The sequence below is a fragment of the Litchfieldia salsa genome (genome assembly GCF_900104555.1).
GTDB lineage: Bacteria > Bacillota > Bacilli > Bacillales > Bacillaceae_L > Litchfieldia > Litchfieldia salsa.
Genome location: NZ_FNJU01000020.1, coordinates 34,181 through 56,088, shown reverse-complemented (window position 1 = coordinate 56,088; position 21,908 = coordinate 34,181). Strand labels below are relative to the sequence as shown.

At 35.5% G+C, this 21,908-nt stretch carries 24 protein-coding genes and 2 rRNA genes; 25 read left to right on the top strand and 1 reads right to left on the bottom strand.

Annotation, left to right across the window (positions count from 1 at the left end; genetic code table 11):
* The 12 genes from BLQ56_RS21980 to rsmI form a co-directional block, all read left to right on the top strand.
* A 23S ribosomal RNA gene (locus BLQ56_RS21980) occupies positions 1-330 on the top strand; the annotation flags it as partial.
* Between the two features lie 174 nt (positions 331-504).
* Positions 505-620 (top strand): 5S ribosomal RNA (gene rrf / locus BLQ56_RS21975).
* Between the two features lie 647 nt (positions 621-1,267).
* The gene (locus BLQ56_RS21965; RefSeq protein WP_090859591.1) at positions 1,268-1,471 is read left to right on the top strand and encodes a sigma factor G inhibitor Gin; all 204 of its coding nucleotides are present in this window, start codon (positions 1,268-1,270) and stop codon (positions 1,469-1,471) included.
* 117 nt (positions 1,472-1,588) lie between these two features.
* Positions 1,589-3,037, top strand: a complete 1,449-nt coding sequence (locus BLQ56_RS21960) for an aminotransferase class I/II-fold pyridoxal phosphate-dependent enzyme (RefSeq protein WP_090859589.1) — start codon at positions 1,589-1,591, stop codon at positions 3,035-3,037.
* Complete coding sequence (gene tmk, locus BLQ56_RS21955) at positions 3,038-3,658, top strand: dTMP kinase (protein WP_090859587.1); 621 nt, start codon at positions 3,038-3,040, stop codon at positions 3,656-3,658.
* A 220-nt stretch (positions 3,659-3,878) separates the two neighbouring features.
* Positions 3,879-4,208: a cyclic-di-AMP receptor gene (locus BLQ56_RS21950; RefSeq protein WP_090859585.1), complete on the top strand. Its 330-nt coding sequence runs from the start codon at positions 3,879-3,881 to the stop codon at positions 4,206-4,208.
* Positions 4,209-4,232: 24 nt separating this feature from the next.
* The gene (locus BLQ56_RS21945) at positions 4,233-4,673 is read left to right on the top strand and encodes a YaaR family protein (RefSeq protein WP_090859583.1); all 441 of its coding nucleotides are present in this window, start codon (positions 4,233-4,235) and stop codon (positions 4,671-4,673) included.
* A gap of 17 nt (positions 4,674-4,690) precedes the next feature.
* Positions 4,691-5,689 carry a DNA polymerase III subunit delta' gene (gene holB, locus BLQ56_RS21940; RefSeq protein WP_090859580.1) on the top strand — a complete coding sequence of 333 codons (999 nt, stop codon included), beginning with the start codon at positions 4,691-4,693 and terminating at the stop codon, positions 5,687-5,689.
* Positions 5,690-5,692: 3 nt separating this feature from the next.
* Positions 5,693-6,520, top strand: coding sequence for a competence/sporulation regulator complex protein RicT (ricT, locus tag BLQ56_RS21935; protein WP_090859578.1), 828 nt, complete (start codon positions 5,693-5,695; stop codon positions 6,518-6,520).
* A 13-nt stretch (positions 6,521-6,533) separates the two neighbouring features.
* Positions 6,534-6,890, top strand: coding sequence for a DNA replication initiation control protein YabA (gene yabA, locus BLQ56_RS21930; protein ID WP_139163141.1), 357 nt, complete (start codon positions 6,534-6,536; stop codon positions 6,888-6,890).
* 112 nt (positions 6,891-7,002) lie between these two features.
* Entirely contained in the window at positions 7,003-7,749 is a 747-nt protein-coding gene (locus tag BLQ56_RS21925; protein WP_090859574.1) for a tRNA1(Val) (adenine(37)-N6)-methyltransferase, read from the top strand.
* A gap of 22 nt (positions 7,750-7,771) precedes the next feature.
* Positions 7,772-8,647, top strand: coding sequence for a 16S rRNA (cytidine(1402)-2'-O)-methyltransferase (gene rsmI / locus BLQ56_RS21920; RefSeq protein ID WP_090859601.1), 876 nt, complete (start codon positions 7,772-7,774; stop codon positions 8,645-8,647).
* Between the two features lie 220 nt (positions 8,648-8,867).
* Here rsmI and BLQ56_RS21915 read toward each other — a convergent pair whose 3' ends face one another.
* Positions 8,868-9,152, bottom strand: a complete 285-nt coding sequence (locus BLQ56_RS21915) for an AbrB/MazE/SpoVT family DNA-binding domain-containing protein (RefSeq protein WP_090859572.1) — start codon at positions 9,150-9,152, stop codon at positions 8,868-8,870.
* 607 nt (positions 9,153-9,759) lie between these two features.
* Between BLQ56_RS21915 and metG the strand changes: the two genes are divergently transcribed.
* From metG to glmU, 13 genes are all read left to right on the top strand, one after another.
* Positions 9,760-11,736 (top strand): methionine--tRNA ligase, encoded by a 1,977-nt coding sequence (gene metG, locus BLQ56_RS21910; RefSeq protein ID WP_139163140.1) that lies wholly within the window; start codon positions 9,760-9,762, stop codon positions 11,734-11,736.
* Between the two features lie 85 nt (positions 11,737-11,821).
* A complete protein-coding gene (locus tag BLQ56_RS21905) occupies positions 11,822-12,589 on the top strand; it encodes a TatD family hydrolase (RefSeq protein ID WP_090859568.1) in 768 nt (255 codons plus the stop codon).
* Positions 12,590-12,813: 224 nt separating this feature from the next.
* Positions 12,814-14,010, top strand: coding sequence for a G5 and 3D domain-containing protein (locus BLQ56_RS21900; RefSeq protein ID WP_238457343.1), 1,197 nt, complete (start codon positions 12,814-12,816; stop codon positions 14,008-14,010).
* 107 nt (positions 14,011-14,117) lie between these two features.
* Complete coding sequence (rnmV, locus tag BLQ56_RS21895) at positions 14,118-14,690, top strand: ribonuclease M5 (protein ID WP_139163139.1); 573 nt, start codon at positions 14,118-14,120, stop codon at positions 14,688-14,690.
* Complete coding sequence (rsmA, locus tag BLQ56_RS21890; protein WP_090859564.1) at positions 14,687-15,562, top strand: 16S rRNA (adenine(1518)-N(6)/adenine(1519)-N(6))-dimethyltransferase RsmA; 876 nt, start codon at positions 14,687-14,689, stop codon at positions 15,560-15,562. Before rnmV ends, rsmA begins: the two co-directional genes overlap by 4 nt.
* 173 nt (positions 15,563-15,735) lie before the next feature.
* The gene (gene yabG / locus BLQ56_RS21885; RefSeq protein WP_090859562.1) at positions 15,736-16,620 is read left to right on the top strand and encodes a sporulation peptidase YabG; all 885 of its coding nucleotides are present in this window, start codon (positions 15,736-15,738) and stop codon (positions 16,618-16,620) included.
* Positions 16,621-16,848: 228 nt separating this feature from the next.
* Positions 16,849-17,118 (top strand): biofilm formation stimulator Veg, encoded by a 270-nt coding sequence (veg, locus tag BLQ56_RS21880; protein WP_090859560.1) that lies wholly within the window; start codon positions 16,849-16,851, stop codon positions 17,116-17,118.
* A 129-nt stretch (positions 17,119-17,247) separates the two neighbouring features.
* Positions 17,248-17,433 (top strand): small, acid-soluble spore protein, alpha/beta type, encoded by a 186-nt coding sequence (locus BLQ56_RS21875; RefSeq protein WP_090859558.1) that lies wholly within the window; start codon positions 17,248-17,250, stop codon positions 17,431-17,433.
* A gap of 247 nt (positions 17,434-17,680) precedes the next feature.
* Entirely contained in the window at positions 17,681-18,550 is an 870-nt protein-coding gene (ispE, locus tag BLQ56_RS21870; RefSeq protein ID WP_090859557.1) for a 4-(cytidine 5'-diphospho)-2-C-methyl-D-erythritol kinase, read from the top strand.
* Between the two features lie 61 nt (positions 18,551-18,611).
* Complete coding sequence (purR, locus tag BLQ56_RS21865; protein ID WP_090859555.1) at positions 18,612-19,481, top strand: pur operon repressor; 870 nt, start codon at positions 18,612-18,614, stop codon at positions 19,479-19,481.
* Positions 19,482-19,483: 2 nt separating this feature from the next.
* On the top strand, positions 19,484-19,858 hold the full coding sequence (locus tag BLQ56_RS21860; protein WP_090859553.1) for a RidA family protein: 375 nt from the start codon (positions 19,484-19,486) through the stop codon (positions 19,856-19,858).
* Between the two features lie 148 nt (positions 19,859-20,006).
* Positions 20,007-20,297: a septation regulator SpoVG gene (gene spoVG, locus BLQ56_RS21855; RefSeq protein ID WP_026562422.1), complete on the top strand. Its 291-nt coding sequence runs from the start codon at positions 20,007-20,009 to the stop codon at positions 20,295-20,297.
* Between the two features lie 230 nt (positions 20,298-20,527).
* The gene (glmU, locus tag BLQ56_RS21850; RefSeq protein ID WP_090859551.1) at positions 20,528-21,901 is read left to right on the top strand and encodes a bifunctional UDP-N-acetylglucosamine diphosphorylase/glucosamine-1-phosphate N-acetyltransferase GlmU; all 1,374 of its coding nucleotides are present in this window, start codon (positions 20,528-20,530) and stop codon (positions 21,899-21,901) included.
* Positions 21,902-21,908: the final 7 nt, after the last annotated feature.

Genomic DNA, 21,908 nt, shown 5'->3' with positions numbered 1-21,908 from the left:
GTACGCGAGCTGGGTTCAGAACGTCGTGAGACAGTTCGGTCCCTATCCGTCGTGGGCGTAGGAAATTTGAGAGGAGCTGTCCTTAGTACGAGAGGACCGGGATGGACACACCGCTGGTGTACCAGTTGTTCTGCCAAGGGCATCGCTGGGTAGCTATGTGTGGACGGGATAAGTGCTGAAAGCATCTAAGCATGAAGCCCCCCTCAAGATGAGATTTCCCATAGCGCAAGCTAGTAAGATCCCTCGAAGATGACGAGGTTGATAGGTCAGAGGTGGAAGCGCGGTGACGTGTGTAGCTGACTGATACTAATCGATCGAGGACTTAACCAAATTTATAAAGCGCAAGAAGCCCGTTTACATCCATAGGATGGTGGAGCAACTGTCGGAAAGTGCTTGCACTTGACAGAAGTTGTGAAGCAGCCGTAGGATGTGGCTTCTGGAGCTAGATTCAAATGAATGCACTTGTTGACGTTATCTAGTTTTGAAGGTGCGAACCTTTACATATCTAGTGATTTTGGCGAAGAGGTCACACCCGTTCCCATACCGAACACGGAAGTTAAGCTCTTCAGCGCCGATGGTAGTTGGGGGACTCCCCCTGCAAGAGTAGGACATTGCTAGGCAACAAAAAAGATTAGTTCTTTAGGAACTAATCTTTTTTGTTTAAATTAAAACCGAAGGTTCAGTAAGAATAAATATAAATGATCAATTAGATAAATTTTGTAAATTGGTATGGTCAGGCTCGGAGACTTACACTTCAAATTGAAATTAAAAATAAAGTCTCTCATCAGCGTTATGAAGGACTTTTTTAAGTTAAAAATTCAAAATAAAGTCTTTCATCAGCCCTATGAAGGACATTTTTAAGTTAGAATCACAAATAAAGTCCTTCATCAGCGTTATGAAGGACATTTTAAAGTTCATAGCAAAAATAAAGTCTTTCATCAGCCCTATGAAGGATATTTTTAAGTCAAAATCCAAAATAAAGTCTTTCATCAGCCTTATGAAAGACATTTTAAAACTAAAATACAAAATAAAGTCCTTCATCCGCTAACAAAAAGCTTTCCACACCACCATTCATTATAAAATTAATTCAATGAAGTCGCATTTAAAGCTGCCCCCATAAAAAAATATAAAAAAAATCACAATGACAGGCTCATTTAGAAGTACATCATCATAGTGTAAAAGTGATACAGAAAAAATTGTAGATTTAATTGTAAATTGTGTATACATTTTATACTTATGGGCAAGATGATAATGGAGGTGGAGGCAATTGAGTTCACTCATTACAGAACGAAATATTGGGGAAACGTGTGTTATATGCGAAGAAGAGAAACATAGAGGAATTCATCTGTATACAAAGTTTATATGTATTGATTGTGAGAAAGACATGATTCAAACAGAAACAAACGACCCTAAATACCTTTATTATCTTACAAAGTTAAAAAGTGCAACTACACCAGAGATATTTTCATAGATAGAACAGGATCCTTAATAGGGTCCTATTTTTATAGGGAAAACGACTTATGATAGAATAATACCATATCGTTATACTCATAAGACTAAAATTAATGAAAGATAAGGGAAGCAGAATATGAACCAACAATTAACACCGCTATATTCAAAATTAGTTGATCACTATGAGAAGAATCCAGTATCTTTACATGTCCCAGGACATAAGAATGGTCGTGTATTTCCAACAAGAGCACATGGCTTTGAAAACATATTAAGATTAGATGTTACGGAACTAACAGGCTTAGATGACCTTCATGATGCAACAGGTGTAATTAAAGAGGCAGAAGAACTAACGGCTAACCACTATGGAGCTAGAAGGAGCTTCTTTTTAGTGAATGGGTCTACGGTTGGAAACCTAGCGATGATTCTGGCTGTTTGTGAAGAAGATGCTACAGTATTAGTGCAAAGAAATTCACATAAATCAATCTTGCATGGATTACAGTTGAGTGGTGCAAAACCTGTATTCTTAACTCCGGAGTATGATGATGAAGTTAAAGTATCATTAGGGATTTCGTTGAACACTGTGAAAGAAGCCATTAGTTCATATCCTTCGGTGAAAGCAATTATTCTTTCAAATCCTAATTACTATGGAATGTCTGTTGATCTTAGAGGGATTGTAGAGTACGCTCATAATCGAGGTATACCTGTTTTAGTTGACGAAGCACATGGTGCACATTTCAGTCTAGAGGGATTTCCTATGTCTGCTTTGGAGGCTGGAGCAGACGTGGTAGTAAATTCAGCACACAAAACTCTTCCAGCAATGACAATGGGATCTTTTATACATGTTAATAGCAATCTAGTGAAAGACCAGGAAATCGGACATTATTTACAAATGTTGCAGTCAAGTAGTCCCTCATATCCAATTATGGCATCTTTAGATTTGGCAAGATTCTACTTAGCAACAATGAAGAAAAAACAGATATGTGAATTACTTGCAGAGATTAAAAGATTTACCTATTTATTAAATGAAATTCCACAGTTAAAAGTAGTGGGTACGACTAATAAAGAGATTGAAACAGATCCTTTAAAGGTGACTATTCAGTCAAAAATTGGTATGAATGGTTTTGAACTTCAAGCTCTTTTTGAGAATAATGGAATTTATACTGAAATGGCGGACCCCAATAATGTTTTAATGGTTTTGCCATTATCAAAAGAACATTTAAATACAGATGAATTGATTAGGAAGATTCGTGGTTTTTTAGCCCCATTTCCGATTATAATATCTAACCAAACTGCCACCTTTATTGAAACAGATAAAATAACTGAATTAGCGCTTTGCTATAAACAAATAAAAGGTTACAATAAAAAAGTTGTCTCCTTGAATGAAGCAGTAGGCCAAATTTCAGCAGAGATGATTATTCCTTATCCACCTGGAATCCCAGTATTAATGACTGGAGAATATATTACAAACAAGCATATCACTATCATAACAAACTATATGAAGGCAGGTACTCGTTTTCAAGGGAACAATCTTGAACATCTTGCCATTTCTATTTTTGAAGGTAATACATATACGGGGGCTTTTTAAATGAAAAATTTATTTATTGTGTTTGAGGGAATAGATGGGTCAGGTACATCTACCCAATCAAATTTATTAAGAAACTATTTTCTAAAAAAAGGTACTAATGCAGTATTAACAGCAGAACCTTCAAGTGGTCCAGTTGGACATCTTATTCGTGAAGGGTTAAAGAAGAGAGTTGTATTTAGTGAAAATGAGGCACACTTTGATCAACAATTAGCATATCTGTTTGCTGCAGATCGTCATGATCATCTCTATAATGATATAGATGGGGTATATAAGCTGTTAGCAGAAGACAAGCATGTTATATGTACAAGATATTATTTTTCTTCATTAGCATACCATTGTTCAAATGAAGATGACTTTACTTTTGTCAGAGGGTTAAATGCTAAATTCCCAAACCCAGACTTGGTCATTTACATAGATAATCCTGTAGAATTATCTATCGAACGCCTTGGGCAACGAACCGTTCAGGATGTTTATGAAAACAAAGAAAAATTAACGGCTGTAAAGAAAAATTATCATGATATCTTTTCTGACTATGAAGATAAATTACTCATTGTAAAAGGAAATAAATCAGTGAAAGAGATCCATCAGGAAATTATTAATTATATTGAAAAAAACTTTTAGTTCTATGATTAAACATTTGACCTCATATATCTTGATGAGGTTTTTTGCTTATATATCTTTATTTCGAGTTTCGAAACAGATGATTTTTTTCTTGTTTTACTTTAAGCCATCTCTTTTCTTGCTATAATAGTAATTAATACAACATTGAATCTGGTTTTTTCCAGAAAACGTAAAATGAATTTTATAGTGAATAATGATACTATATAAGGAGGCACATAGGATGAAACTTATAATGGCAGTTGTTCAGGATAAAGATAGCAACCGATTATCACAAGCGTTAGTAGAACATAATTTTAGAGCAACGAAATTAGCCAGTACTGGGGGCTTTCTACGTTCAGGAAATACAACATTCATGATTGGTGTTGAAGACATCCGGGTAGATAAGGCCTTACAAATTATTAACGATAATTGCAAGCACCGTGACCAGTTAGTCGCACCAGTCTCTCCAATGGGAGGAAATGCTGATTCCTATGTTCCATATCCCGTTGAAGTTGAAGTGGGCGGTGCAACGGTATTCGTCTTGCCGATTGAACAGTTCCACCAATTCTAGTAAGATAAAAAGGACATATGATATATGAAAATAAATCAAGATTTAAGAATGTCTGTCAATAATGAAAGAAGCAGTACCTTAGTTAAATCACAAAGCAACTCTTCATTTGGAGTACAATTTGCAAAAAATGAACAGAAGCTTCATATAGAGCAGTTAAATAAATTAATGTCTGAGATTGAAGGCGTTGGACAGCGTCTATCAAAGTCACGAACGTTCAAAGACCTTGCTTCTTATAAAAAGCTAGTAAAAGATTTTATTCATGAAGCAGTGGAATTTGGATTAGATTTAAAGCAATCAAATGATTGGAATTTAAACGGTAACTCCCGGACACTACATTTAGTAAAGAATGTGGATAAGGAACTATTAGAATTAACCAAGGATTTAGTTGATCAAGAAAAAGATTCAATCGACATACTAAATAAAATTGGAGAAATTAAGGGATTACTGATTGATATGTATAAGTAGGATGAAAGTGTGATAAAATGCGGAAAACACGTGAAGAGTTATACAGCCAACAACCCATTGTGTTGAAAATGATTGAAAATAGTTTTAGAAAAAAACGTGTAGCCCATGCCTATATTCTTGAAGGTGATAAAGGAACAGGTAAAAAGGATACAAGCTTATTTTTCGCCAAGGCCTACTTTTGTGTAGAGCCAGAAGATGAGTTTGTTCCCTGTAATTCTTGTAATAATTGTCGCCGCATAGACTCAGGAAATCATCCGGATCTCCATGTAATTGAACCAGACGGATTATCCATTAAAAAATGGCAAATACAAGAATTACAAGAAGAGTTCTCAAAAACAGGTGTCGAATCAAATAAGAAATTATATATTATTGAACATGCTGATAGGATGACACCCAATGCAGCTAATAGCTTACTAAAATTTCTGGAAGAGCCAAATAGTCAAACTGTTGCCCTTTTGTTAACTGAGCAGGTACATCGAATGTTGGATACCATTCTTTCAAGGTGTCAATCCTTATCATTCAAACCACTATCTGCAAGGATTTTAAGGAATCTTCTAATACAGGATAAAGGTGTATCACAGCCGTTAGCATCACTTGTTTCTCAAGTAACGAATGATTTAAATGATGCTTATCAATTAAGTCAAGATGAATGGTTTGGACAGTCTAGGGCGATAGTGTTACAATTAAGTGAAGTATTGTATTCTCGTCCAGTTGATGCCCTTTTTCTTATTCAAGATAAGTGGTTAAGCCATTTTAAAGAAAAAACACAACTTGACCTAGGTTTAAGCTTATTATTACTTTTATATAGAGATTTAATACAGATTCAAATAGGTGACGAAGAAAATGTTGTATATATTGATCAAATTGATGAATTAAAACAACGCGCACTTCAAACCTCTTCTAGCCGTGTTAGTGAACAGGTAGCAGTCATTCTAGAAGCAAAGCAACGCTTAAACACCAACATGAATCCACATTTATTAATGGAACAACTGGTATTGAAGTTACAGGAGGGGTAAAGCTTGTATGATGTAGTTGGTGTCCGCTTTAAAAAAGCAGGTAAGATCTATTATTTTGATCCCAATGGCTTAACCATTCCTGATGGAGAATTTGTAATAGTTGAAACTGTCAGGGGAATAGAGTTTGGTAAAGTCGTTATAAATAAAAAGCAAGTTGAAGAAAATGATATTGTACTACCACTCAAGAAGGTAGTAAGAATCGCTGAACAAAAAGATAAATTATTAGTCAGTGAAAATAAACAAGCAGCAAAAGAGGCGTATGACGTTTGTTTTCAAAAAGTGAATGAACACGATCTAGATATGAAGCTAGTGGATGTTGAATATACATTTGATCGAAATAAAGTAATTTTTTATTTTACAGCAGACGGAAGAGTTGATTTTAGAGAATTAGTTAAAGACTTGGCTGCTATTTTCCGCACGCGTATAGAATTAAGACAAATTGGTGTTAGAGATGAAGCGAAGATGCTTGGTGGTATTGGACCATGTGGAAGAATGCTCTGTTGTTCGACATTCTTAGGAGATTTCGAGCCTGTTTCTATCAAAATGGCGAAAGATCAAAACCTTTCGTTAAATCCTACAAAAATATCTGGTCTTTGTGGTCGTTTAATGTGCTGTCTGAAGTATGAAAATGATGAATACGAAACTGCGAAAGAACAATTACCTGATTTAGGTGAAATGCTTCAAACCCCAAGTGGTCTTGGAAAAGTAGTGGGATTAAATATTCTAGAGAGAGTACTTCAAGTTGAGTTAGTTGACCTTGAACGTGTAATTGAATACACATGGGATGAACTACTCAGAGAAGGAGCTGTTTCGATACAAGCCACAGATTAACGAGGTGGATATCGTGGACAAAAAGGACATATTTGAATCTGTTAGTAGTATGGAAGAACAAATTGGTCATTTATACAGACAATTAGGAGATTTAAAACAGCATCTAGGTGAATTACTTGAAGAGAACCATAATTTAAGGGTTGAAAACGATCACTTACGTCGGAGAATAGAACAACCTACCGGAACAAAGAAAAAGCAAAAAGCTAACAAAGGTAATAGTGATGCTAAGCAACAAATGGATATTGGTGAGGGCTATGATAATTTAGCAAGACTTTATCAAGAAGGTTTCCATATTTGTAATGTTCACTATGGTAGTGTTCGAACAGACGGCGATTGTTTGTTTTGTTTATCATTCTTGAATAAGAAGTAATGGTCTTCCTTTTGGAGGACTTTTTTTTGTATGGTAAAGTATAGATTCAAGGTTAGAATATAAGTAAGTTTTTAAATAGTAAAGGATCGTTACATAGAAAGGAATTTCGTTTATGGTTGAACTACAACAAGGAGAGCGATTGGATTATTTATTAGCAGAGGATCTTAAAATCATTCAAAGTCCATCTGTATTTGCTTTTTCCTTAGATACAGTATTACTCGCAAAATTTGCATATGTTCCAATTCAAAAAGGTAAGATTATTGACTTATGTACAGGTAATGGTGTCATTCCATTATTATTAAGCTTAAGATCTAAATCAGATATCACTGGTGTTGAAATACAAGAGCGTATTTTCGATATGGCAAATCGAAGCATTCAATATAACCAACTAGATGACCGTATCCATTTAATACATGGTGACCTTAATGATATGCCAGCAAAGCTAGGACATGGGAAATTTGATGTCGTTACATGCAATCCTCCTTATTTTCAAACCCCAGGCAAAGATGAAATGAATAAGAATGAACACTTAGCGATTGCTAGACATGAGATTTATTGTACATTAGAAGATGTTATTCGAGTGAGTAGCCAGCTTGTTAAACAAGGTGGCAAGGTTTCAATTGTACATAGACCAGGGCGTTTATTAGACATTGTAACTTTAATGAGAAAATACCGTTTAGAGCCTAAAAGATTACGTTTCGTTTATCCTAAAGAAGGCAAGGAAGCCAATACACTCCTTATTGAGGGGATTAAAGATGGTGGTCCTGATTTAAAAATACTTCCGCCACTCGTTGTATATAATCAAAACAATGAATATACAGAAGAATTGAAAGAAATTCTATACGGAGCAAAGAGATGAAACGAGAGGAGGAAATGTTATGATGTGGCAGCAAAAGAGCTTTCAAAGTAATTCTGATTTTGGGACCCTTTATTTAGTACCAACGCCTATTGGTAATTTGGAAGATATGACTTTTAGAGCAATTAAGACATTAAAAGAAGTGGATATCATTGCCGCAGAAGATACGAGACATTCGAAAAAACTATGTAACTATTTTGAAATTACAACGCCAATTATTAGCTATCATGATCATAATAAAGAAGTAAGTGGTGAAAAAATTGTTGGCTTATTAAAAGAGGGAAAGAATATAGCACTCATTAGTGATGCAGGGCTTCCAACAATATCAGATCCTGGTTATGAGCTTGTTGTCGAGGCGGTCTCGCAAGGGTTATATGTTGTCCCATTACCAGGGGCCAATGCTGCACTAACGGCAATGATTGCTTCTGGACTAAGTACACAACCCTTTTACTTTTTTGGATTTCTTAATCGACAAAAGAAAGAAAAAAAAGTTCAACTCGAACGTTTGAAGAGAATTGAGGCCACCATTATTTTTTATGAGGCACCTCACCGTTTAAAGGAAACCCTTCTGGTGATGAAGGAGATACTAGGAAACCGTAAAGTTTGTATTTCAAGAGAATTAACTAAAAAGTTTGAAGAGTTTATTCGTGGTGATTTAGATAGTGTGATTGAATGGTCCAAGGATGATCAAATACGCGGTGAATTCTGCCTAATCCTTGAAGGTGCTAACTATGAAGACTTACAAGAAGAGGTCGTAGATTGGTGGGCAGAGCTTTCCATTGAAGATCATATTAATCATTACATAGAAAAGGAAACACTTTCAGCAAAGGATGCAATCAAAGAAGTTGCAAAGCAACGACAACTTCCAAAAAGGGAAGTTTATAATATTTTTCATCATTAAATAGTATGTAACGGTTAATAATAGGCGTTATGAACATAAGCTTCTTTGGAGGGGGCAAGGTAGAGCGTGCCCTCTAAGGAGTCTTACTGATGCTTTTCATTGGGGATTAAGGGATTGTTTGGTACAAAGGATTATAGTCTACATAGGCTGAAATAAAAAAAATCAGCATATTAACTCAATAACTCTTGAGTAAAATATCTGATTTTTGACAGTGAAATGATTATTTAACTTGCTCTAGGTTATTTTGAAGCTCATTAAGGATTTGTTCTGCACCCTCACGGCTTAATATAATCTTCCCACCTGCAAGTGTAATATTATGATCAGAAACTTCACCAGTAATATGACAAGTCATATTTGGCTTATATTTCTTTAATACGATTTTTTCGTCATCAACATAAATTTCAAGTGCATCTTTTTCTGCAATTCCTAATGTACGACGTAATTCGATTGGAATTACTACACGCCCTAATTCATCAACTTTACGAACGATCCCAGTAGATTTCATTATGAAAAATCCCCTCTCAACCCTATAATATATTTATTTCAATCATTTATCTTATTTCGTCATTATTCGACAAAAACCTTATGACTTTATAATACCAAGGTTTCCAATAAACGTCAATAACTTATTACAAATGTTTGCATTACTATAAAAAACTGTATATTGAAATTTACTGATGTGTTGTTATATCAACAATAATTCGCAGTTTATCCGGACTTAAAGGTATTTTAAAATATTGTTATTTAAAACTATTAGGTTGTCAAAATTAATTATAATTCGACAAATAGGGTTATGTATTCGACATTCAGCCTTTATTCATTTTACAAAAATAGCTTTTAATACAATAAAAAGTTAATTATGTTAAAAAATAACTATTTAGAAATATTAATAAATTTAATGAACTCAACAATCTCAAGTGGTGTTTGATTGCATATATGGATTTTTTTATGTATATTTTGTTGATAGAAGAGGAATAGATGAATTTGTGAAGAATTTAATTTATGATAGTTAAGATACATAAAAAAAATGAACGATAACATATTTTATAGATTAGAAAGAGTAACGGGGTATTTCTTCTATAGAATGAAGAATGAAAGAGGAGGCTTATTTAATGACAAAGAAAACTTTTTATATTACAACACCTATTTATTATCCTAGCGGTAAATTACATATTGGACATGCATATACAACAGTTGCTGGTGATGCCTTAGCTCGTTACAAAAGATTGCGTGGATATGATGTCATGTATTTAACTGGCACAGATGAGCACGGTCAAAAGATACAACGAAAAGCAGAAGAACAAGGAATTTCTCCACAATCTTATGTGGATGAGATTGTAGCAGGAATTCAAGATTTATGGTCTAAAATGGACATTTCATATGATGATTTTATTCGGACAACGGAAAACCGTCATAAAGATGTTGTAGAGAAGATTTTTCAACAATTATTGGATCAGGGTGATATTTATCTTGATCAATATGAAGGTTGGTATTCTGTGCCAGACGAGACATTTTATACTGAACTTCAATTAGTTGATCCAATTATGGAAGATGGGAAGATCATTGGCGGAAAAAGTCCTGACAGTGGCCATCCGGTTGAATTGGTGAAGGAAGAATCTTACTTTTTTAGAATGGGCAAGTATGTAGACCGACTTTTGCAATACTATGAAGAAAACCCTGATTTTATCCAGCCTGAATCAAGGAAGAATGAAATGATTAATAACTTCATTAAACCGGGGTTAGAAGATCTAGCGGTATCCAGAACAACCTTTAACTGGGGGGTAAAAGTCCCAGGGGATCCAAAGCATGTCATTTATGTATGGATTGATGCACTATCAAACTATATTACAGCATTAGGCTATGGAACAGAGGATGATTCTTCTTATTTAAAATATTGGCCTGCCGATGTTCATTTAGTAGGAAAAGAAATTGTTCGTTTTCATACGATCTATTGGCCAATTATGTTGATGGCATTAGATCTGCCTCTACCTAAAAAAGTATTTGCGCATGGCTGGCTTTTAATGAAGGACGGGAAGATGTCCAAGTCAAAAGGAAATGTAGTTGACCCCGTAACATTAATTGATCGCTATGGACTTGACGCTCTTCGTTATTATTTACTGAGAGAAGTACCATTCGGGTCTGATGGAGTCTTTACACCAGAAAGTTTCGTTGAACGTATTAACTTTGATCTCGCAAATGACCTTGGAAACTTATTAAATCGAACAATCGCTATGATTGATAAGTATTTTGATGGTAAAATCCCAGCCTATAAGGGTGAGGTCACAGACTTTGATCAACCATTAGTTAAATTAATAAAAGAGAGCCTAAATAAATATGAAGAGTCATTAGATAAGTTAGAGTTCTCTGTTGCATTATCTGCTGTTTGGCAGTTAATAAGTCGTACAAATAAGTACATTGATGAAACACAACCATGGATTCTTGCGAAGGATGAAAGTAACAAGGATGCACTTTCTTCAGTTATGTCGCATTTAGCAGAGTCATTAAGGTTTGCAGCAGTGATGTTACAGCCATTTTTAACAACGACTCCATCTCAAATATTTACTCAATTAGGATTGGTAGACGAGTATTATCAGTCATGGGATAGCTTATCAGAGTTTGGCTTACAGAGTGAAGGAATCACTGTATCTAAAGGAAATCCGATCTTCCCTCGTTTGGAAATGGACGTTGAAATTGAATTTATTAAAGATCAAATGCAAGGTTCTGCTCCAAAGGATGAGAAGAAGCCAGTTGAAGTACCTACTGTAGAGGAAATTTCAATTGATGAATTTATGAAAGTTGATCTACGCGTAGCAGAGGTTCTCCATGCAGAACCAGTGAAAAAGACCGATAAGCTTTTAAAGATACAGCTAGATTTAGGATATGAAAAACGACAAGTAGTATCTGGAATCGCTAAATTTTATTCGCCAGAGGATCTTATTGGGAAAAAGGTTATCTGTGTAACCAATTTAAAACCTGTAAAATTACGTGGAGAACTTTCACAAGGGATGATTCTGGCAGGTAGTGAAGAAGGAATGTTATCATTAGCTACTGTGGATCAAAACCTACCAAATGGATCAAAAGTAAAATAAATAAAATAATATATAAGAATAGGACGGATCATCTCTGTCCTTTCTTTATTTCCCGCGAAAGTAATAGATGCAAAGGAGGAAAAGTATGTTAATTGATACACACGCACATTTAAATGCATTGCAATATAAAGAAGATTTAGATGAAGTTATTGAAAGAGCTTTGGCAGAAGGCGTTTCAACCATTGTAGTAGTGGGGTTTGACCGTGAAACGATTACAAGAGCAATGGAACTTGTTGATCAATATGATTTTATTTACGCAACAATTGGTTGGCACCCGGTTGATGCAATCGATATGAAAGAAGAAGATCTAATTTGGATTGAAACCCTTTCAAAACACCCCAAAGTGGTTGGGATTGGTGAAATGGGGCTTGATTATTACTGGGATAAGTCTCCAAAGGAAATACAAAAAGAAGTCTTTAGGAAGCAAATTGCCTTAGCAAAAAGAGTTAAATTACCGATTATCATACATAACCGAGATGCAACTGCTGATATTGTTGAAATACTGAAAGAAGAACATGCAGAAGAGGTTGGTGGAATTATGCATTGTTTCACAGGGAGCTATGAAATAGCGAAACAATGTATGGATATGAATTTTTATATTTCATTTGGTGGTCCTGTCACGTTTAAAAATGCTAAGCAGCCTAAGGAAGTAGCTGTACAAATTCCACTTGATCGACTGTTAATTGAAACGGATTGTCCATACTTAACTCCACATCCTTTTAGGGGCAAGCGAAACGAGCCATCGTATGTTAAATACGTCGCTGAACAGATTGCAGAGCTAAAAGAAGTGGAATTTGAGGAAATTGCCCAAAAAACATCCGACAATGCAAAAAGAATTTTCGGCATAAAGTGATCTTTTTTTTTGTTAAATCTTGGGGAAACTTGTCCTATTTGCGTGTATTAGTAAAAGTTCTACAAACCATAATTAATACATATATATCTTTGTCGACAAGTTCTCCTTCCTTTTTCCTTCGAAGGTTTGCATAATTATGTTTACGGTCCAAGTTAGAGGGAGGGGTTGACAGTAGGCAAGAATGTTTATATAATCTCTCCGAGGAGAAGGAGGCGTTTTTCATCGTGATACAAAACATGAAAAAGCTGTTATCCGAGTCAATGAAAAAGAAGAGAATCATAGTCTCAGTTAGTAGTTTACTAGCCTTGACTGTCGCAGGCACTGCCTATGGCACGTATGAGGTATCAAAAGAAACCGTAACTTTATCGTTAGATGGCGAAGAGCAAGTAATAAGGACGCACGCACAAACAGTAGAGGATGTATTAACCAATTTTGAAATTAAATTGCGTGAGGAAGATCATCTTTCACATGAACTTGATGCAAAAATTGAAGACCACATGAACATTGTTTGGGAAGCAGCTGTTCCAGTAAGCATTGCTGTAGATGACCAAAAGGAAGAGGTATGGACGACTTTAGATACGGTCAAAGAATTACTTGAGTTTAAAGAGATTAATATAAATGAGCATGATCAAATTTCACCTGGTTTAGATGCTAAGATTTCAAAAGACTTAAATGTATCTATAGAAAAAGCATTCGAGTTAACTATGAATGTTGGCGGAGAAGAACAACAGGTTTGGTCCACTTCGACTACGGTCGCTGACTTTTTAAAAAATCAAAACATAACCCTCGGACAATTGGATCGCGTAGAACCCGAAATGGGTAAAGAGATTGCAAAGGATAGTGTAGTTAAAGTCATTCGAGTAGAAAAAGTCACCGATGTAGTGGAAGAACCAGTCTCGTATGCTGTTGTTACCAAAAAGGATAATTCTCTTGAAAAAGGGAAGCAAAAAGTCATTAATGCCGGTAAAGAAGGAAAACTTGCAAAGCATTATGAAGTAGTTCTTGAAAATGGTAAGGAAGTTTCGAGAGAATTAATCAAATCAGAAACGGTTAATGAGAGTGTGAATAGGATTGTAGCTGTCGGTACAAAAGTTATTCAACAGCAGGTTTCCAGAAATAATGATTCAGTTTCAAAGGAATTCTATGTATCTTCAACAGCATATACAGCTAACTGTAGTGGTTGTTCAGGAATTACGAGTACAGGAATCAACTTAAAGGCAAATCCTAATGCAAAGGTAATTGCTGTTGATCCAAGTGTTATTCCATTAGGAACGAAGGTATATGTTGAAGGATATGGATATGCAGTTGCTGGTGATGTAGGATCTAGTATTAAAGGTCATAAAATTGATGTTTTCTTTCCGGAAAAATCCCAAGCATATCGTTGGGGTTCAAGAAAGGTGAAAATTAAAGTTTTAAATTAATGCTTATTTTTACAGGAGATTTTATCTCCTGTTTTTTTACGTTATAATAAAGGGAAATTTTTCTTCTCTATTTATAGACGAATGAAATAATAAAAAGGTTTCACTTTTTGGAGGAAAAAATGATCATAAAAGAAATTATAGTTGTCGAAGGAAAAGATGATACAGTAGCTATAAAAAGAGCAGTTAATGCAGATACAATTGAAACAAATGGTTCGGCTGTTAATCAGCAGACAATTGAGAAGATTAGATTAGCCCAAGAAGTCAGAGGGGTCATTATATTCACAGATCCAGACTATCCTGGAGAAAGGATACGCCATATCGTATCTGAGGCAGTTCCAGGTTGTAAACATGCATTTTTACCAAAAACGGAAGCTATTGCAAAGAAAGGCAAGGGACTTGGTGTTGAACATGCATCAATTGAAGCCATCAGAGAGGCGTTAAGGTCTGTTCAGCAAGAAATGGAGGAATTAGTTACAGAAATTAGTTTTCAAGATCTTGTAGATGCAGGCTTAATAGGTGGATCACAAGCAAAGGAAAGAAGAGAAAAACTCGGTCTCCTATTGAAAATTGGGTATACTAATGGAAAACAACTTCACAAGCGATTAAAAATGTTTAAAATATCTCAGGCTGCTTTTGCTGAAGCATTAAAAGAAGTTATACAGGGGGATTATCAGAAGTGAATAAAGAAATAGCTACACCACTACGAACAAAAGCAATCTTAGAGAAGTACGGGTTTTCCTTTAAGAAAAGTTTAGGGCAGAACTTTTTAATTGATACCAATATACTAAATAGAATCGTTGACCATGCAGAATTAAAGGAAGATTCAGGAGCTGTAGAAATTGGTCCTGGAATTGGAGCGTTAACAGAACAACTTGCTAAAAGAGCTAAAAAGGTTGTTGCTTTCGAAATTGATCAACGTCTACTACCGATTTTAAAAGATACTTTGTCTCCTTATCCTCATGTTGAGGTAATCCATCAGGATATTCTGAAAGCAGATGTTTCAACAGTGCTAAAAGAAAAAATGGCTGATTTAACAGATATTATGGTTGTGGCAAACCTGCCTTACTATGTAACGACTCCTATTATCATGAAGTTATTAGAAGAACAACTTCCGATCAGGGGAATGGTCGTCATGCTTCAAAAGGAAGTGGCAGAGAGGATATCTGCTAAACCTGGAACAAAGGAATATGGATCACTCTCTATAGCCATTCAATATTACACAAAAGCCGAAGTTGTAATGATTGTCCCAAGAACTGTATTTGTTCCACAACCCAATGTAGACTCTGCAGTAATTCGTCTACTTAGAAGAGAGGAACCTGCGGTTATCGTTAAAGATGAGGACTATTTCTTTAATATTGTACGTGCCTCATTTTCACAACGAAGAAAAACAATCCTAAATAATTTAATAAATAGCCTTGAGAATGGTAAAGAAAAGAAACCCATTATTGAACAATGTCTACACCAGGCAGAAATCGATCCAAGGCGAAGAGGCGAAACACTGTCGATTCAAGAATTCGGTCGACTAAGTGATGAATTACTCGCTAACCTTTAAGAACATAAGAAAGCTTCCCCAGGGAGAAGTGGTAATACACTCCCTTAGGGAGCTTTTTTTTATCCTTCAAACTATACTAATGAATAGAGTCTTCACCCATTGAGCAAATGGCGCATAGGTTATGGTAAGGTTTTTACTTACTAATTACAGATCACTACTATGGAGTGAAGCAAATGGAAGTTAAAGTAGGAGACATTGTTAGTCGTAAGTCCTACAAAGGGGATTTACTATTCCGTGTGATAGATCTAAAAGTGGAACATGGTAATCAAAAGGTCGCAATTCTGTATGGGGAAGATGTAAGGTTAATGGCAGATGCACCTTATCAAGATTTACTTTTAGTTAACGAAGACGAACATGAAGAGAGACAGCGGGTAGAAAATGAAATTCTAGAACATTCATTTCGACTCTTCCGACAAGATTATCAATTAATCAGAAATAAAAATGAATATAACGCAACAGGTGGATATAAAAATACCCAAGACTTCTTTCAAATGCCTGGGCGAGTTCTTCATATTGATGGAGATCCTGTCTATTTAAAAAAGTGCTTGGCTCTATATGAAAAGTTAGGTGTTCCTGTTTATGGAGTTCATAGTAATGAAAAGGAAATGCCTGAAAAGGTTGGTGAGCTAATAGATCGCTTCCGTCCTGACATTTTGGTTATTACTGGTCATGATGCTTATTCAAAATCAAAGGGGAAGATGTCAGAATTAAAAGCATATCGCCATTCAATGCATTTCGCTCAGACTGTAAGACAGGCAAGAAAAAAGGTGCCACATTTAGATCAGCTTGTCATTTTTGCAGGCGCCTGCCAATCACACTTTGAATCACTTATTCGTGCGGGAGCAAACTTTGCTAGTTCCCCATCAAGAGTAAATATCCATGCACTTGACCCTGTATATATTGTTGCAAAGATTAGCTTCACACCTTTCGTTGAACGAGTAGATGTATGGGATATCCTAAGAAATACATTAACTGGAGAGAAAGGGCTTGGTGGGATTGAAACAAAGGGGTTACTGCGAACAGGTATGCCTTATCGTTCAAACTATGATCAAACTTAACCATTAAAGCTAATCCAAAGAGGTAATGAGGATTAGCTTTTTTGGTATTCTTGAAAAAATTGTATTCCCTTACATAATTGTTAAAGACATGTACATAATAAGTGGTGTAAGGTGAAAATTTTGTTGTAAAATAATGATTGACAATCAAATTGTTTCACTGGTATAATTTTAATTTTATTTGACTGATTTGGTGTGTAGTGGTATAATACAAATAGTGAGGTGGAGTGAATGGGTAAAACGTTGCTGGATATTAAAAAGAATTTAGACTTTAATCTTGGCAAACGACTTACATTAAAAGCTAATGGTGGTCGTAGAAAAACGATAGAGCGCTCAGGAGTACTTGCGGAAACATATCCCTCAGTATTTGTGATAGAACTTGATCAGGATGAGAATTCATTCGAGAGAGTATCTTATAGCTATGCAGACGTATTAACTGAAACCGTTCAACTTACATTTTTTGATGAGACAACTGGGAATTTAGCGATAAGTGGGCAGTAGACCTTGGTTTGCTGCTTTTTGTTTATTTATAAATAAAGCGGATACATAAATTAAGGATCACTCTTCAAATACTAGTAAAGTATCTCCGTTTAGATACACGATCTCTGGTTAAAAAGGAGTGCTTTGACTATGAGTAGAAGAAGAGGATTGATGACAAATCATTTTAAAGAAGAATTAGCAAAAGATTTAGGCTTTTACGATACTGTTAAGGATGAAGGTTGGGGAGCAATAAAGGCTAATGAAGCAGGGAATATGGTTAAAAGAGCAGTAGAAATTGCACAAATGCACTTAGCTAATGATAAGAATAAATCCTAATTCGTTCCTATATTCATCTTATCACCTAAACAGTCGAGGCATTGCTTCGACTGTTTTTTAACAAAGTTAAAAGTGGCGTAAAGGTTACAATAGTAAGGGTGTCGAAATGTAGAGATATTTCTCCTTTATTTTATGGTACAATGTGGGTAATAACATGAAATTGAGTGGGAAATAGACGGATTAATCGATGTTGAAAGACTTTAGCCAAGCAATTTTAATGAAGTGAATGATGAAGTAGGTGGATTTAATGAAATTATTAGTAAAGGCTCCGGCAAAAATCAATTTAGCACTTGATGTAATCGGAAAGCGTTCTGATGGTTATCATGAGGTTAAAATGATAATGACAACAATTGATCTAGCTGACAGGATTGAACTTGTTGAGATACCGGAGGATACAATTAAAATTGTTTCCCATAGTCGTTATGTACCTGATGACAACAGAAATCTCGCATTTCAAGCGGCAAACCTTTTAAAGAAGAGATTTAATATCAATAGAGGTGTTGCTATCACCATTATGAAGACTATTCCAGTGGCAGCGGGCTTAGCTGGAGGAAGTAGTGATGCAGCAGCTACATTAAGAGGTTTAAACAAACTATGGAATCTTCAATTAAGTATTGATGAATTAGCTGAAATAGGAGCTGAAATTGGTTCGGATGTTTCTTTTTGTGTTTACGGTGGAACAGCACTTGCTACGGGTCGTGGAGAGAAAATCAAACATATCGAGTCACCTCCACATTGTTGGATTATTCTTGCGAAGCCTTCAATTGGTGTCTCAACTGCGGATGTTTATAAAAATCTTTCATTAGAGCATGTTAATCATCCTGATGTTGATGGAATGATAAATGCCATTAAAGAGCATGATTATAGTGAGATTTGCAAATTAGTCGGTAATGTATTAGAAGATGTTACCCTAAAAATGCATCCGGAAGTAGCACATATAAAAGAACAGATGAAAAAGTTTGGTGCGGATGCAGTTTTAATGAGCGGTAGTGGTCCTACCGTATTTGGTCTTGTTCAACATGAATCAAGGATGCAAAGGATTTATAATGGACTTCGAGGCTTCTGTGATCAAGTATATGCAGTACGTTTGATCGGAGAACGGAACACTCTTGATTAAATCCGTATAATGGTGGTATATTTACTATTAAATATTCGGATTTTATGGAGGTGGAAGAAAAATGAAATTCCGTCGTAGCGGTAGGCTTGTTGATATGACGAATTACTTACTTGAACATCCACAGCATCTAGTATCTCTATCCTATTTTGCAGATCGGTATGATTCGGCGAAATCTTCTATTAGTGAAGATTTAACAATCATTAAACAAGCATTTGAGCAGCAAGGAATAGGTACTTTACTTACTGTTGCAGGTGCAGCTGGTGGAGTTAGATATATTCCTCATATAGGGTCCCAAGAGGCAAAGGTTTTTATAGAAAATCTATGTGAACAGATAGCTAAGCCAGAGCGATTATTACCAGGTGGGTATCTCTATCTAACAGACATACTTGGGAACCCAAAGCTAGTTAATCAAATTGGAAAGTTATATGCTTCTGTTTATGGAGACCGAGAAATTGATGTTGTTATGACAGTTGCTACAAAGGGAATCCCTTTAGCCTATGCTGTCGCTAACTATTTAAATGTTCCTGTAGTCATTGTAAGAAGAGACAGTAAGGTTACTGAAGGTTCTACAGTTAGTATTAATTATGTATCAGGATCAACAAAAAGAATACAAACGATGGTGCTTGCAAAAAGAAGTCTACAAGAGGGCTCGAAGGTTCTCATTATTGATGACTTTATGAAGGCGGGCGGCACTATTAATGGAATGATTAGTATACTTGAGGAATTCAATGCAAAAGTTGCGGGAATTGGTGTATTGGTCGAATCGGAAAATACTGAGGAACGTCTAGTTGACGAGTACATATCACTAATTAAATTAACATGTGTTGATGTCAAAGAGAAGCAGATACAGGTAGACTTAGGTAACTATTTCCACTTTTTAAAAGATATAAAGGAAATCAAAAATCAGGTTGATGAAGAATTGGAGGAATAATCATGAAAGTTGTTCAAACAGACTTTGCACCACAAGCTATTGGACCTTATTCGCAAGGAATCGTTGTCAATAACATGTTTTATAGCTCAGGACAAATCCCATTAACAGCTGAAGGTCAGTTGATTGAAGGTGGAGTAAAAGAGCAAGCGGAACAGGTATTTAAAAATTTATCAGCAGTGTTAGAGGCTGCTGGTGCATCATTTGAAACAGTAGTAAAAGCGACTGTATTTATAAAAAACATGGATGATTTTGCTGCTATCAATGAGGTGTATGGAGCATACTTTTCAACTCATAAGCCGGCTCGATCTTGTGTTGAAGTTGCTCGTTTACCTAAAGATGTTCTAATTGAAATCGAATTAATCGCACTTGTAAAATAATAGTTACTATCAAAATTTCCATTTGTTCACCAAATTTTGAAAAATATTAAAAATTTTTTCTGATTTTGCAGGAGATAAAGAATTTCCGTTGAATAGTATAACTAAGTTTTATCTTTGTTTATTATCAATGGAAAAGGTGGTGAACAGAATGGAAGTAACTGACGTAAGATTACGCCGTGTTAATACCGAAGGCCGTATGAGAGCAATTGCTTCGATTACATTGGATCATGAATTTGTGGTTCATGATATTCGTGTAATTGATGGAAACAATGGTTTGTTTGTTGCAATGCCAAGTAAGCGTACTCCTGATGGAGAGTTTAGAGATATTGCCCATCCGATTAACTCTAGTACACGAGGGAAAATTCAAGATGCTGTACTAGCAGAGTATCACCGTTTAGGCGAATTAGAAGTAGAGTTTGAAGAAGCTGGTGCATCATAATTTAGTCATATACATCGAGGAGCCTACATAAAAGTATAGGCTCTTTTTTATTGGGGCCATACAAAAATTTTCAAAACCCCTTCAATTATTCCACTAATAATATACATGCCTCCCTTTCAACTCTGCACAAAATAATAAACTTAATTTATAGAGTTTTACTTGTTTCCTTGAAAAAGCGCGGTATTTAAGATATATTCGTAATGGATAAAAAGGTTATTGGAGGCCTCTAAATGACAAATCGGTTTGCAGTGATTTTAGCAGCAGGTCAAGGAACAAGAATGAAATCAACATTATATAAAGTGTTACATCCAGTATGTGGAAAACCTATGGTACAACATGTCGTTGATCAAGTGCAAGCAGTGAATGTTAAGAAGCTAGTTACGATTATTGGCCATGGAGCAGATTTAGTAAAGTCACAGCTAGGTGAAGTTAGTGAGTATGCCCTACAGGAGGAACAACTAGGTACAGCACATGCAGTCATGCAGGCCTCATCGATCTTAGAAGGGAAAGAAGGAGTGACACTAGTTATTTGTGGTGATACCCCTCTAATTACTTCAACTACGATGGAGGAGTTACTTACGCATCATGAGAATGAAGGTGCTAAGGCTACAATTCTCACTGCTTTTGCAGAGGACCCAACCGGATATGGGAGAATTATTCGCAATCAAAAAGGGAATGTAGAGAAAATTGTTGAGCACAAAGACGCAAGTGAACAAGAGCGTACTGTTCGTGAAATTAATACTGGCACCTATTGCTTTGATAACCAGTTACTCTTTGATGCGTTAAAGAATGTATCTAATCAAAATGTACAAGGTGAATATTACTTACCAGATGTTATCGAAATATTAAAGAATCAAGGTCACATCGTTTCCGCGTACCAAACCCCAAATTTCTCAGAAACATTAGGTGTTAATGATCGATATGCCTTAAGTCAGGCTGAGAAAACCATGCAATTAAGAATTAATAAACATCATATGCTTAATGGTGTTACGATCATTGATCCTACTAATACGTATATTTCAGCGGGGGCATTGATAGGGCAGGATACTGTTATTCTTCCTGGAACTATTATTTCTGATGAAACAGAAATTTCAGCCAATTGTGAGATTGGACCACATACAGAAATTAGTGCTTGTAAGATTGGCGAAAGAACGATTATCCGACAATCAGTTGCACATAATAGCAATATCGGAAATGATGTTACGATTGGTCCATTTGCACATATTAGACCAGAATCAATGATTCATGATGAAGTAAAGATTGGAAACTTTGTTGAGATTAAGAAAGCTGTATTTGGCAAGGGAAGTAAGGCTTCACATTTAAGCTATATTGGTGATGCAGAAGTAGGGGCAAAGGTAAATATGGGCTGTGGAACAATTACTGTTAATTATGATGGTAAAAAGAAGTATCTTACAAAAATTGAAGATCATGTGTTTGTTGGATGTAATTCCAATTTAATTGCTCCAGTAACAATTGGTAAGGGTGCTTATATTGCGGCAGGGTCAACCATAAATAAAGATGTACCGAGCAAAGCTTTATCAATTGCAAGAGCTCGCCAAGTAAATAAAGAAGAGTATGTAGATAAGTTAAATAAAAAAGAATAATTCCTAA